This is a genomic window from Aeromonas sp. BIGb0445 (assembly GCF_024809075.1).
Classification (GTDB): Bacteria; Pseudomonadota; Gammaproteobacteria; order Enterobacterales; family Aeromonadaceae; genus Aeromonas; species Aeromonas rivuli.
On the sequence record NZ_JANUES010000003.1, the window covers coordinates 170,627 to 183,434 of the forward strand.

Sequence of the window (12,808 nt, forward strand, 5' to 3'; positions counted from 1 at the left end):
TGCCTCTGTCGTGTGGAACATGGGTCTGGGAAGGAAGGTAGTCCGTATCCCGACATAGCGCCGCCAGGCTCGGGGGCTGCAAGGGTCAATCGAGGGTCAGAGCGTTCAACACCTTCCCGGGGTCTGCGCATTTAAGATGACGATCATAATCTTTTCAGTCAAGCATTTTGATGATGACCAACATCAATGTATAGTGATCACCACTTCCATGATTCAGAGGACGACCGGGATGAGGGTCACCAAGGCACAGGCTCAGGCGAACCGGGCACACATAGTCGCCACCGCAGCCAAACTGTTTCGCGAGCGGGGTTACGATGGCGTGGGGGTGGCGGATCTGATGGCGGCGGCCGGCTTCACTCACGGTGGCTTCTACAAGCACTTCCCCGCCAAGGCGGATCTGATGGCGGAGGCCGCGACCTGCGGCTTTGAACAGAGTCTGGAGAAAACCAGTGCCCTGGCTAGCCCCGAGTTTGTCAGGCACTACCTCTCCAGAGAGCACCGCGATGCCCCGGGAGATGGCTGTATCATGGCCGCACTGTGCGCCGATGCGGCGCGGCAGCCGGTGCAGGTCAAGGCTGCCTTCGAGGCCGGCATTGAAGCTATGCTGGCCCGCACCGGGGTACTGGGCGACCCATCGGATCTACAGCACGGCAAGGCGCATCGCGCCAGGGGGATAGCGCTGATGGCACAGATGATCGGCGCTATCATGCTGTCCCGGGCCTGTCCGGATGAATCGCCACTGGCCGATGAGATCCTGGATGCCTGCAGCGCCGCTCTCTTATCCCGGCTCTCCTCATCTGAAGACACAGCCACCGCCGAGCCAAGCCGGGACGGTTAAGCTACCAGCTGATCTGCAAAGCTCATTGCCAAACTCATTGCCAGGTATGCAGACCAGCCCCTCTCTGGTCTATCACTCCTCTTCTTTCCCCTCAGTCGCCCCCTGACAGGGGTCGTTCTCCTGCATGCCATCCTGCTCCTCGCAGAGATCCCCTCTCTTCCCCCGCCTGCCATTCCCCAATCGCCTCTGTTCAAGGGCATATCCATCGTTTTTATGCACTTGAATCGGAAATGGGCAGGTTATTGCGCTGCCTCAAATTACTACCTCTTTAGGGGTGATAGAGTGCTTACCAACCATTTAGTGGCTAATCACCACAGATGATCCGGGCCCTGATCCAGGGCGGACATGGGTTCAATCACACGAGGTAATGGAATGATCTTGATGGAATTTTTGGTGGTACTCGGCTGCTTGCTGCTGGGTACCCGTTTCGGAGGCATGGGACTGGGTCTCATCAGTGGTATAGGTCTGTTCCTGCTGACCTTCGTGTTCGGCCTGGTGCCGGGCGAACCGCCGGTGCAGGTGATGCTGACCATACTGGCGGTGATAGGCTGCGCCGCCACCCTGCAGACCGCCGGTGGCCTCAACCTGATGATGCAGGTCGCCGAGCGCCTGCTGCGCCGTCATCCCCAATACATCACCCTGCTGGCACCGCTCACCACCTGGACCCTCACCTTCCTGTGCGGCACCGGCCATGTGGTCTACACCATGTTTCCCATCATCAATGACATAGCGCTGCAGAAGAACATTCGCCCCGAGCGCCCGATGGCGGTCGCCTCCGTTGCCTCCCAGATGGCGATCTGCGCCTCCCCGGTCTCGGTGGCTGTGGTCTCCATGGTCTCCATCCTGGCGGCCGGTCATGGCATAGGTCAGGCTTACGGCCTGCTCGACATCCTGATGATCGCCATCCCCTCCTCATTGAGCGGGGTGATGATGGCCGCCCTGTGGAGCCTGCACCGTGGCAAGGATCTGGACCAGGACGAAGAGTTCCAGGCCAGGATCCAGGATCCGCAGCAGCGCGAATTCATCTATGGCAGCGGTGAAACCCTGCTCAACACCAAGTTCCCGAAAGAGGCCTACTGGTCGACCTGGATCTTCTTCGCCGCCATCGCCGCCGTGGTCTTGCTCGGTGCCAACGAAGGGCTGCGCCCAGTCTTCACCATCAAGGACAAGACCGGCCCCCTCTCCATGAACCTGGTGATCCAGATGATGATGCTGATCGCCGGCGCCATCATCTTGATGCGCTGCAAGGTCAAACCCGGAGACATTGCCAATGGCGCCGTGTTCAAGGCGGGCATGGTCGCCATCTTCTCGGTGTTCGGGGTCGCCTGGATGAGCGAGACCTTCTTCCAGGCCCACATGCCGCTGCTCAAAGAGACCCTGGCCCACGTGGTACAGGCCCAGCCCTGGACCTATGCCCTGGTGCTGTTCCTCATCTCCAAGCTGGTCAACAGCCAGGCCGCCGCCCTCACCGCCATCGCCCCCATGGGGTTGGCGCTGGGGGTCGAACCCAAGCTGCTGATCGCCTTCCTGCCCGCCAGCTACGGCTACTTCGTGCTGCCAACCTACCCGAGCGATCTGGCCTGTATCGGTTTCGACCGCTCCGGCACCACCCGCATCGGCAAATTCATCATCAACCACAGCTTCATCATTCCGGGTCTGATCGGGGTGGCAACCTCCTGCTCCCTCGGCTACGTGCTGACCAGCATACTGCTCTAAGTCCGATGCACCATGACAACGGGAGGCCTTGGCCTCCCGTTGTCGCACCCAGCATGCTCTCCTTCCCTCAGGCTATGCTGGCCGGCTCTCGGCCAGCTCCCTCAATACCCGGCGCAGCAGACGAATGCGCGGGCCTATGCTGTCCAGTTGCAAAAACTCATCCTCGGAGTGAAAACCGCCTCCCATGGGGCCAAAACCATCCAGCGAAGGCACACCGGCCGCCGCGGTGAAGTTGGCATCGGAGCCGCCACCCGCCGCCAGCCAGTTGAATGTGATCTCCTCGGCCACCCCCGCCCGCTCCACCAGTGCCATCAAGGCCTTGGTATCCTCATTCGGCGCCATGGCTGGCTTGAAGCCAAGCCTCTCCACCTCGACTCGACTCCCGGCCAGGAAGGGGTTGTTGGCCATAAAGGCGAAACGATGATCGATGAGCTCAGCCTCCTCGTTGCTCCAGAAGCGCAGATCCACCATGGCCTCGACAAAGTCCGGCACCACATTGACCCCGGTACCGCCCTGCACAGTGCCGACGTTGAGGGTCGTGCCCGTCTCGAAATTGACCAGCTCGTTGATGGCCAATGCCCAACGGGCGAATTCGGTGATGGCTGACACCCCTTGCGCCAGCGCCGAACCTGCATGGGCAGCGCGGCCATGAAAGCGCAACCGGTACTTGGCGTTGCCCTTGCGGGCGCTGATGAGGGAGCCATCCGGGCGCGCGGCCTCGGCCACCAGCACGCAACCCGATTGCCGAGCCTTGTCAATCAGCCACTCCTTCGACCAGGGCGAGCCCAGCTCCTCGTCGCTGTTGCAGCACACCAGGATCCGGAGCCGGGCCAGCAGATCGGGGGTTAACCCCTTGAGGGCATGGAAGGTCGATAGCAGGCCGCTCTTCATGTCAGACACACCGGGGCCAAACCCCTGCTCCCCCTCGATGCGCAGTGGCCGCCTGGCGGCGGTGCCCTCGGGGAAGACGGTATCCATATGCCCCACCAACATCACGTCATAATGACTGGCCCCTGGCGCATTGGTGATCTCGAGACAGGGGCCGCACTCGGCGGCGAATTGATGACGCTGCACCTGCCAACCAAGGGAGAGGTACTTCTCGGCCATGAGCTCGGCCACCTTGGCCACCCCGGCCGGGGTGCGGGTGCCACAATCGAGATTGATGAGCGGGGCCAGTTCGGCCAGATATTCATCCAGAGAGAACGACATTAGCTTCTCCTACGCGGGGTCAGGCCCCATTCATTCAGGATTTCCTGGGCAGCGCGCCCGGAGCTGAGACTCGGGTCAACGGCAGCGCCGTTCAATATGAGACTCAATCAGCGAGTAGCATTGGATGCCCTGGCGAGTCACGGCAAGAGTGCCGAGGGGTCTATCGAACTGTGCAATCTAGAGGGTCATTCGTCTCTGCCCATTGATCCCTATCAAAAAACAGCACACCAGAGGCACCATGCAATCATTAGCTCCACAACAAGTGATAAATTCAGTCTTTTATTCTAAAGACAAAGCTTTAGAATGCCTCCAACTGCCAAGACGGGGCTAATAACCCGCTTTTTGCGCTGGATCAAGATCCGGCGCGCTCAAGCTGCCACTATCGGCATCGACACCCTGCGACCACTTCGCACCGGAGAGAGCTATGACAAACCAGGCCACCGCAAGCATGACAACCTGCGACTACAAGCTGTGGGATATTCTCGTCGAGTCGGCAAAGGAACGCTCAACCATCCGTTACTCCAAACTGGCCAAGATGGCCGGGCTGGAGACCTGCCAGGACGAACTGCGCACCTTGCTGCAGCGCATTCGCATGTATTGCACCGAGCATCAGTTGCCGGTGCTCTCTGCCATAGTGGTGGACGACATTGGCAAGTACACCGGCCTCACCTCCGGCCTGCCGGAAGCCCCCTGGGAGCGGGCCAGGGTATTTGATTACCAGTGGCCAGTGGCCCCCTGACGATCAGACCCACCCCAGTTTGCTTAAGACGCGCCCCGAGGCGCGTTTTATTTGTCGGCTTGAAGATGCGCCTGGCTCCCATAAAAAAACCCGCCATGACGGCGGGCATACAAGCAAGCAACACGCTGCCTGGCAGAGTAAAAGAGTTCAGGTTTGTCGAATCGCCACCCTAGGCACCACGCAAAAAGGGGCAACTGTTCGGCACTACCTGGCCAGATGACAGAGGCAACTGACCGGTATGCCGCGCGTCGACGGCAAGCAGATTAGAGTGACTGCACTTATTAAGGAAATGATTTGTTAGTATCCCGTTATGCATAGAGTGAATTTACGGGGCATAGACCTCAACCTGCTGGTGGTGCTCAAGGCCCTGCTCGAGGAGCGCAGCACCACCAAGGCGGCCGAGCGCCTCGCCATGAGTCAACCCGCCGTCAGCCGGGCCCTGTCCCGCTTGCGGCTGCTCTATGATGATCCCTTGCTGATCCGCACCCCCCAAGGGATGGAAGCCACAGTGCGGGCCGAGGTACTCTTGCTGCCCCTGCGCGAGATCCTCGCCGGCATAGAGCAGACCCTGAGCCCGTCACCCGAGCTGGATCCCAGCTGTTTCGAGGGGATACTGCGCATCGGGGCCCACACCTATGCCGAATACGTGATCCTGCCCAGCCTGCTCACCGAGCTGCAACGGCTCGCCCCTCGCCTGCGGGTACAGATGATCCCCCTGACCCAGGCGTTCGAGCATCAACTCGACCAGGGCGCGGTCGATCTGGTGATCAGCAAACAGGATGATCTGCCCGGTCGCCTTCGGCGCCAGCCCCTGTTCGAGGATAGGTTGCAGAGCTGCGCCCACCGCCACCATCCCCTGCTGGGCCAAAGGCTCAGCATCGCCGACTTCGCCAGGGCCCAGCATCTGCTGGTTTGCCCCCGAGGCGAGCCACACGGTATTGTCGATGAACTGCTGGCGGCCCACGGCCTGCAGCGCGAGATCCCGCTGGTGGTGCAGAGTTTTCTGTCCGCCCCCTTCATCCTGGCCCAGAGCCCGCTGCTGCTGACCGCGCCCGCCCGCATACTGCAACCCATGATGGCACTGCTCGATCTGGCCGAATGCGCGCTCAGCTTCCCGCTGCCGCGCTTCGAGATCAGCCTGATCCGCCACCGGCGGGACGACAACCACGCACTGCTCAACTGGTTTGAAGGGGTATTGCTGCGCTGGGCTGCCCAACTCGACGCCATCTAGGCCGAAACCTTGAGCCCCAGGCCTCGCAGCCCTGCCAGCATCGGCCTCTCCTTGCATGACAGACCCCTGTTCCAGCACGCACGGCGGCCTGGCTGGTTGCCTTGAACCGAATGTGGCTACCCTGCCAGCATCGGCCTCTCCTTGCATGACAGAACCCCTGTTTCAGCACGCAAGGCGGCCTGGCTGGTTGCCTTGAACCTGGTGTGCATACCCTGCCAGCATCGGCCTCTCATCGATGACCTGCACCCGGTTCCAGCACAAGGGTGCCCCAGGTCGTTGCCTTGGGCGGGCCACAATGCCAGAATCGGCCTCTCATTGATTTCGGGGCCACGCCCCCAGAGAAGGACTCCCCATGGCCATCACCCTCTATGGCATCAAAAACTGCGACACCATCAAGAAGGCCCGCAAGTGGCTGGATGAGGCAGGTGTCGATTATCGCTTTCACGACCACAGGGCCGATGGCCTGGAGCCTGTCCGGCTGGACGCCTGGCTAGACCAGCTCGGCTGGGAAGCCCTGCTCAACACCCGCGGCACCACGTTCCGCGCCCTGCCGGAGACAGACAGGCAGGGGCTTGACTTGGCCCGCGCCCGTGCTCTGCTGCTGGCCCAGCCCGCCATGATCAAGCGCCCGTTGCTGGACAAAGATGGCGAGCTGCACCTGGGTTTCAAAGCCGACCACTACCAATCCCTCTTCTCTCGTTAACCTTTTCCTGTAAGGAACGCCGATGTCGACTGTCATCACACTGGCCAAGGATCTGATCCGCCGCCCCTCAGTGACCCCCCTGGATGAAGGGTGCCAGACCCTGATGGCGGAGCGCCTCGCCCGGCTCGGCTTCGTCATCGAACCCATGGTGTTTGAAGACACCACCAACCTCTGGGCGCGCCGTGGCAGCGAGGGGCCGCTGTTCTGCTTCGCTGGCCACACCGACGTGGTGCCGGCCGGGCCCCTGGACAAGTGGCACACCCCCCCCTTCGAGCCAACCATCATCGATGGCATCCTCTATGGTCGCGGTGCCGCCGACATGAAGGGCTCCCTGGCCGCCATGGTGGTCGCCACCGAGCGCTTCGTCGCCGCCCACCCGGATCACCAGGGCTCCATCGCCTTCCTCATCACCTCCGATGAAGAGGGCCCCTTCATCAACGGTACGGTGCGCGTCATCGAAGCCCTTGAGGCGCGCAACGAGAAGATCCGCTGGTGCATCGTCGGCGAACCCTCCTCCACCAAGGAGGTGGGCGATGTGGTGAAGAACGGTCGCCGCGGCTCCATCACCGGCGACCTGCTGGTGCGCGGGGTGCAAGGACATGTGGCCTACCCCCATCTGGCGGACAACCCCATCCACAAGGCGGCCCCCGCCCTGGATGAGCTGGCCAGCACCGTCTGGGATCAGGGCAATGACTTCTTCCCCCCCACCAGCTTCCAGATTGCCAACATCCAGGCCGGTACCGGCGCCTCCAACGTCATCCCCGGCGAATTGCACGTCCAGTTCAACTTCCGCTTCAGCACCGAGCTCACCGACCTTGATATACGCCAGCGGGTCGAGGCCCTGCTCGACAGTCATGGTCTTGACTATGAATTGAAGTGGACCCTCTCCGGCCAGCCCTTCCTGACCGGCACCGGTGCCTTGTTGGAAGCGGCCGTCGTGGCCATAGAGCGCGTCAATGGCCAGCGCCCTGCCCTGCTCACCACCGGCGGCACCTCAGATGGCCGCTTCATCGCCCCCACCGGGGCCGAGGTGATCGAGCTGGGCCCGGTCAACGCCACCATCCACAAGGTGAACGAGTGCGTGAAGGCCGAGGATCTCGATCTGCTGGCCGACATGTATCAGGGTGTGCTGGAGTGTCTGCTGGCATGAGCCAGCCTGCAGGAGGAGAAGCCGCAATGACTCAGGATCAGCTGCTTGGCCAGGATGAGGAACACCTCGTCTTGCTGGGGGCGGGGCCTCACCGGCTCACCGCCGCCGCCGCCACAGCCTTCGAGGAGATGCAAGTGGCCGCCGCCGCCGCAGGCCACAACCTGCAACCGGCCTCCAGCTGGCGCGGCTTCGAACGCCAGCTCGCCATCTGGAACGGCAAGTGGCGCGGTGAGCGGCCACTGCAAGACGCAGATGGCCAACCCCTGAATGCCCTGCAACTCGATGAGGTCGAGCGACTCCATGCCATCTTGCGCTGGAGCGCCCTGCCCGGCACCAGCCGCCACCACTGGGGCACGGATCTCGATATCTATGATCCGGATTGCCTGCCAGAGGGGGTACGCTTGGCCCTTGAGCCCTGGGAGTATCAGGCGGGGGGCTGGTTCGCCGGGTTGTCAGACTGGCTAGTCGAGCACATGGGGGATTTCGGCTTCTTTCTGCCCTACGGCAAGGGGGATGCGCAGCAGATCCCCAGCGCGGTCGCCTTCGAACCCTGGCATCTCAGCTTCGCGCCAGAGGCCTGGGGACAGCGGCTCGATGCCAAGGCACTGGCGCTTTGCCTGCAACAGGCGGATATTGAAGGCAAGCAGACTATCCTGACCCATCTCGACGAGATCCTGGCCCGTTACGTCGTTCCCCATGACGGCGGCCATGACATTAAAAGGAGTACCCCATGAGTCTCTGGCTGTTAATAGGCTTGCCGCTACTCTTTCTGCTTGGCCTGTTTCTCAATGCCATCAAGGACATGAAGCAACTTGAGAAGCAGCTCCCCAAGTACAAGGACAAGATCCGCGACGTCAAGGATGATGACGACGATTACTGACCAAAAGGGACCCTCTCCGGGTCCTTTTTCATGGTGATTCCCCCTCTATCACTGCACAGCCTCGCGCACTCCGCCCTCTCCTGCCGCCTGTTCTCATAGGACTCCGACCTCAATGGACGACATCACCAGCCAGAGATGGCCAACATGTCTCTAAATTGCAAAATAATGCACAAATAGCCCACACAAGCGGGGGCTAAATGCATATAATGTGCCTGATTTGCATTTTGACAGAAGGAGTACGCCATTGGATGCAGTCAGCATCAACAGTTTCTTTCTTATTGGTGCCCTGTTGGTGGGTGCCAGTGTCCTATTGAGCGCACTCTCATCCCGGCTCGGCATCCCCATCCTGGTAATATTCCTCGCGGTCGGCATGCTGGCTGGGGAAGATGGCCCGGGAGGCATTCATTTTGCCGACTACTCGGTCGCCTACCTGGTCGGCAACCTGGCACTCGCCATTATTTTACTCGACGGCGGCATGCGCACCCGAGTCTCTTCATTCCGGGTTGCCCTCTGGCCCGCCCTCTCCCTTGCAACATTCGGGGTCGCCATCACCACAGGCCTGACCGGCTTGATGGCCGCCTGGCTGTTTGATCTCAGCTTGCTGCAGGGGATGCTGATCGGCGCCATCGTCGGCTCCACCGATGCGGCAGCCGTTTTCTCTCTGCTTGGCGGGCGCAGTCTCAACGAACGGGTCGGCGCCACCCTGGAGATCGAGTCGGGCAGCAACGATCCCATGGCGGTGTTTCTCACCATCACCCTGATCGAGATCCTGGCCACCGGCCAGCAGGGACTGGATTGGTCCTTCCTGTTCAAGCTGCTGCAACAGTTTGGCCTGGGCGCCGGCATTGGCCTGGGGGCTGGTTGGCTGCTGTGGAAGCTTATCAACAGCGCCAAGCTGGCACCCGGACTCTACCCGCTGCTGACCGTCAGCGGCGGCCTGCTGATCTTTGCCATCACCACGGCGGTGGGGGGCAGTGGCATTCTCGCCATCTATCTCACCGGCCTGCTGCTCGGCAACCGGGTGATCCGCAGCCGCAGCACCACCCTCTCCGTGCTGGACGGCCTGACCTGGCTCAGCCAGATAGGCATGTTCCTGGTGCTGGGCCTGCTCGCCACCCCGAGCAACCTGATGCCCATCGCCCTGCCGGGCCTGGCACTGGCCATGTGGATGATACTGTTTGCCCGCCCGCTCTCGGTCTGGATTGGCCTGCTGCCGTTCAAGAACTTTGCCCCCCGGGAGCGCTGGTTCATCTCCTGGGTGGGACTGCGTGGCGCCGTGCCCATCATCTTGGCGGTGTTCCCCATGATGGCGGGGCTGCCCAATGCCCAGCTCTACTTCAATGTCGCCTTCTTCGTGGTACTGGTCTCCCTCATCTTGCAGGGCAGCTCGCTGCCACTGGCCTCGCGCCTGGCGCGGGTAGAGGTGCCGGTGCCCCCCTCCCCCATCAATCGCTCCGGCCTGGAAATTGATGTCGACAGCCAGTGGGAGACCTTCGTCTACCGACTCGGCTCGGATAAGTGGTGCATAGGTTCGCCCCTGCGCGACCTCAAGATGCCAACCGGTACCCGGGTCTGCGCCCTGTTTCGCGGCCAGGACCTGCTCCACCCCTCGGGCAGTACCCGGCTGCAGGCCGACGATGTTCTCTGCGTCATTGGCCATGAACATGACTTGACCGCCCTGGGTCAGCTGTTCAGCCAGGCCCCGGAGCAGGATCTGGGACCGCGCTTCTTCGGTGACTTCCTGCTGGAGGCGTCGGCCCGCCTGGTGGATCTGGCCCCTATCTACGGGCTGGATCTCGCCGAACTGGAGGATCCCAATCAGAGCCTTGGCCTCTTCCTTGCCGGCCGATTGGGCGATAATCTGGTGGTGGGTGACCAATACCCATGGCAAGGCATGATCTGGACCGTAGCAGAAATGGATGGGGATGAGGCCCGCAAGATAGGCGTGCGCTTCCTCGATGAAGACCCGGTCTGACGGCCACCTGATGGAGCAACACTATGTCTGAGCACAGCCTGATGTCGGGCGCTGGCGCGCCTAACCCCCACCTCGGTCTCATCGAGGGCTTCTTTGGCAAAGGCTGGAGCTGGGCCGCTCGCGCCCACTACGCCCAGTGGCTACCTCGCCACGGCTATGGTTTTTATCTGTATGCCCCCAAGGATGACGGTTATCTGCGCAAGCACTGGGCACTGCCCTGGCCAGAGGCGCACCTCAACGCCCTGCGCCAGTTTGCCGAGCAGTGTCGCGCCAACGGTCTGGCCTTTGGTGTGGGCTTAAGTCCCATGGGTGCCCATCACGACTACGAGCGTCAACGTCCAGCCCTGCTCGAGAAGCTCAGGGTCATCGACGACGTGCTGGCCCCGGACATACTGGCGGTGCTGTTTGACGACATGGTGGGTGACAGCCCTGAGCTCGCCCCCTTGCAGATCAAGATTGCCCATGACATCGCCGCCCACAGCCAGTCCCGTCGCCTGCTGTTCTGCCCCAGCTACTACTCGACCGATCCCGTGCTGGAGAAGGTGTTTGGCGCCATGCCGGCCAACTATCTAGAAGACATAGGCAAGGGGCTGGATCAGCGTTTCGATATCTTCTGGACCGGCCAGAAAGTGTGCTCAAGCGAATACCCAGTCTCGCACCTCAAGCAGGTCAGCGAGCTGCTCGGTCGCAAGCCTTTCCTGTGGGATAACTACCCGGTCAATGATGGCAGCAAGGCGAGCAGCTACCTGTATCTGCGCGCCTTCGAGAACAGGCCAGCCGACCTGCTGGAGCTCACCTCCGGCCACGGCGTCAACCCCATGAAGCAGGCGGCACTCTCGGCCTTGCCGCTGGCGACACTGCCGATGAGCTATCGGCTCGGCAAGCAGTATGATCCGGACAAGGCGCTGCACGCCTCCCTCAATGCCACCTGTGGCCCGCAGATCTCGGCCATGATCCAGGCCGACTTGCCACTGTTTCAAGACATAGGCCTGGCCCAGCTCGATCCGGAACAGATCACCCGGCTACGGGCCCGCTATCTGCCGTTCCGAGATCAAGCCTGCGTCGATGAGATAGTGCGCTGGCTGGACGGCGAGTTCGTGTTCGACCCAGACTGCCTGACCGACTGACCCCATGGAGGCGAGCCTCATCTACCAGAATCTGACCATCATCGCCGCTTTCTTGCTGGTCTACAGCCTGATAGCTGGCCGCTTCGAATCCAAACTCATCAATGGCCCCTTGCTGTTCCTGCTGGCGGGGGCCCTGCTTGGCCCCGGCGGTCTCAAGCTGTTCACCCTGGAGATAGACAACGAGGGGATCAAGCTGCTGGCCGAACTGACCCTGGTGATAGTGCTGTTCAACGATGCCGCCAATACCGATTGGCAGGTGCTGAAAGCCAACCGTCGCCTGCCGATCCGCTTGCTGCTGATTGGTCTGCCCCTGACCCTGGTCGGCGGCGCCCTGTTCGGCCGTTGGCTCTTTCCCGACCTTCCCCTGCTCGAACTTGCCATCCTCGCCACCATACTGACCCCGACCGATGCCGCCCTCGGCCAGGCCGTGGTCAGCAATCCTGCCGTGCCCGCCCCGATACGAGAGGGGCTCAATCAGGAGAGCGGACTCAATGATGGCATCTGCGTACCGGTGATCCTGCTGCTATTGGCGTTGATCGCCCCGACCGAGCAGCACCAGGGTACCGGGGCCCTGGCGCTCAGCCTGATGCTCGAGGAGATTGGCATAGGCGTGGCCGTCGCGCTGGGGCTCAGCCATTTTACCCTCTGGCTGCTCAAGCTCTCCTACCTCAATGGCTGGCAGTTGCCGCTCTGGCGCCAGCTTACCCTGCCGGGTCTGGCCCTGCTCAGTTTCGCCCTGGCCCAGACCCTGGGAGGCAGCGGCTTCATCGCCGCCTTCGTCGCCGGTCTGCTGATAGGCTACCGGTTTGGCGAACACAAGCACGAGTATCTCGACAGCTGCGAGGGGTATGGTGACTTGCTCTCCGTGGTGATCTGGATGGTATTTGGCGCCACCATGCTGCCCATCATGGGCAGCCTGCTCGAATGGCAATACTGGCTCTATGCCCTGGCCAGCCTCACCTTGCTGCGCATGCTGCCAGTGTGGATCTGCTTGCTGGGCACCGGCCTCACACTCGAGCTCAAGCTGTTTGTCGGCTGGTTCGGCCCCCGCGGTCTGGCCAGCATCGTCTTTGCCGTCATGGTCCTGCAGAACAAACCCGCCCTGCTCGGTCAGGATCCCATCATCAAGACGGTGCTCTGCACCATATTGCTCAGCGTGATACTGCACGGCATCAGCGCCAATCCCTGGGTCAATCGCCTCAAGCGCCGTACTCTCTGAGCCGTGAGCGCCCATAAAAAT

12 protein-coding genes are annotated in these 12,808 nt (G+C 61.8%); 11 read left to right on the forward strand and 1 reads right to left on the reverse strand.

Annotation, left to right across the window (positions count from 1 at the left end):
- The first annotated feature begins 229 nt into the window (after positions 1 to 229).
- Both M2367_RS07525 and M2367_RS07530 read left to right on the forward strand, forming a co-directional pair.
- Positions 230 to 838, forward strand: a complete 609-nt coding sequence (locus tag M2367_RS07525; RefSeq protein ID WP_259236316.1) for a TetR/AcrR family transcriptional regulator — start codon at positions 230 to 232, stop codon at positions 836 to 838.
- Between the two features lie 372 nt (positions 839 to 1,210).
- Entirely contained in the window at positions 1,211 to 2,554 is a 1,344-nt protein-coding gene (locus M2367_RS07530) for an anaerobic C4-dicarboxylate transporter (protein WP_259236317.1), read from the forward strand.
- A 72-nt stretch (positions 2,555 to 2,626) separates the two neighbouring features.
- Here the strand turns inward: M2367_RS07530 and M2367_RS07535 are convergent, their stop codons facing one another.
- Positions 2,627 to 3,763, reverse strand: a complete 1,137-nt coding sequence (locus M2367_RS07535; RefSeq protein WP_224432545.1) for a M20 family metallopeptidase — start codon at positions 3,761 to 3,763, stop codon at positions 2,627 to 2,629.
- A gap of 424 nt (positions 3,764 to 4,187) precedes the next feature.
- On the opposite strand from M2367_RS07535, the gene M2367_RS07540 reads away from it, so the two are divergent.
- From M2367_RS07540 to M2367_RS07580, 9 genes are all read left to right on the forward strand, one after another.
- The gene (locus tag M2367_RS07540; RefSeq protein ID WP_042042947.1) at positions 4,188 to 4,502 is read left to right on the forward strand and encodes a hypothetical protein; all 315 of its coding nucleotides are present in this window, start codon (positions 4,188 to 4,190) and stop codon (positions 4,500 to 4,502) included.
- Positions 4,503 to 4,821: 319 nt separating this feature from the next.
- Positions 4,822 to 5,733, forward strand: a complete 912-nt coding sequence (locus M2367_RS07545) for a LysR family transcriptional regulator (RefSeq protein WP_259236572.1) — start codon at positions 4,822 to 4,824, stop codon at positions 5,731 to 5,733.
- 352 nt (positions 5,734 to 6,085) lie between these two features.
- Positions 6,086 to 6,436 carry an ArsC family reductase gene (locus tag M2367_RS07550; protein WP_259236318.1) on the forward strand — a complete coding sequence of 117 codons (351 nt, stop codon included), beginning with the start codon at positions 6,086 to 6,088 and terminating at the stop codon, positions 6,434 to 6,436.
- 22 nt (positions 6,437 to 6,458) lie between these two features.
- A complete protein-coding gene (dapE, locus tag M2367_RS07555; RefSeq protein ID WP_259236319.1) occupies positions 6,459 to 7,586 on the forward strand; it encodes a succinyl-diaminopimelate desuccinylase in 1,128 nt (375 codons plus the stop codon).
- 26 nt (positions 7,587 to 7,612) lie between these two features.
- Positions 7,613 to 8,320 carry a M15 family metallopeptidase gene (locus tag M2367_RS07560; protein ID WP_259236320.1) on the forward strand — a complete coding sequence of 236 codons (708 nt, stop codon included), beginning with the start codon at positions 7,613 to 7,615 and terminating at the stop codon, positions 8,318 to 8,320.
- Positions 8,317 to 8,466: a hypothetical protein gene (locus tag M2367_RS07565; RefSeq protein ID WP_157014099.1), complete on the forward strand. Its 150-nt coding sequence runs from the start codon at positions 8,317 to 8,319 to the stop codon at positions 8,464 to 8,466. Before M2367_RS07560 ends, M2367_RS07565 begins: the two co-directional genes overlap by 4 nt.
- A 244-nt stretch (positions 8,467 to 8,710) precedes the next feature.
- On the forward strand, positions 8,711 to 10,441 hold the full coding sequence (locus M2367_RS07570; protein ID WP_042043925.1) for a potassium/proton antiporter: 1,731 nt from the start codon (positions 8,711 to 8,713) through the stop codon (positions 10,439 to 10,441).
- Positions 10,442 to 10,464: 23 nt separating this feature from the next.
- Positions 10,465 to 11,568 (forward strand): protein O-GlcNAcase, encoded by a 1,104-nt coding sequence (locus M2367_RS07575; RefSeq protein ID WP_259236321.1) that lies wholly within the window; start codon positions 10,465 to 10,467, stop codon positions 11,566 to 11,568.
- Between the two features lie 4 nt (positions 11,569 to 11,572).
- Positions 11,573 to 12,787, forward strand: coding sequence for a sodium:proton antiporter (locus M2367_RS07580; RefSeq protein WP_259236322.1), 1,215 nt, complete (start codon positions 11,573 to 11,575; stop codon positions 12,785 to 12,787).
- Positions 12,788 to 12,808: the final 21 nt, after the last annotated feature.

What these genes read in the sequence shown, in the direction of transcription:
- M2367_RS07525 (WP_259236316.1), top strand. Translation starts at nt 230, where the DNA reads ATGAGGGTCACCAAGGCACAGGCTCAGGCGAACCGGGCACACATAGTC.
- M2367_RS07535 (WP_224432545.1), bottom strand. Translation starts at nt 3,763, where the DNA reads ATGTCGTTCTCTCTGGATGAATATCTGGCCGAACTGGCCCCGCTCATC.
- M2367_RS07540 (WP_042042947.1), top strand. Translation starts at nt 4,188, where the DNA reads ATGACAAACCAGGCCACCGCAAGCATGACAACCTGCGACTACAAGCTG.
- M2367_RS07580 (WP_259236322.1), top strand. Translation starts at nt 11,573, where the DNA reads ATGGAGGCGAGCCTCATCTACCAGAATCTGACCATCATCGCCGCTTTC.
- M2367_RS07530 (WP_259236317.1), top strand. Translation starts at nt 1,211, where the DNA reads ATGATCTTGATGGAATTTTTGGTGGTACTCGGCTGCTTGCTGCTGGGT.
- M2367_RS07560 (WP_259236320.1), top strand. Translation starts at nt 7,613, where the DNA reads ATGACTCAGGATCAGCTGCTTGGCCAGGATGAGGAACACCTCGTCTTG.
- M2367_RS07575 (WP_259236321.1), top strand. Translation starts at nt 10,465, where the DNA reads ATGTCTGAGCACAGCCTGATGTCGGGCGCTGGCGCGCCTAACCCCCAC.
- M2367_RS07565 (WP_157014099.1), top strand. Translation starts at nt 8,317, where the DNA reads ATGAGTCTCTGGCTGTTAATAGGCTTGCCGCTACTCTTTCTGCTTGGC.
- M2367_RS07550 (WP_259236318.1), top strand. Translation starts at nt 6,086, where the DNA reads ATGGCCATCACCCTCTATGGCATCAAAAACTGCGACACCATCAAGAAG.
- dapE (WP_259236319.1), top strand. Translation starts at nt 6,459, where the DNA reads ATGTCGACTGTCATCACACTGGCCAAGGATCTGATCCGCCGCCCCTCA.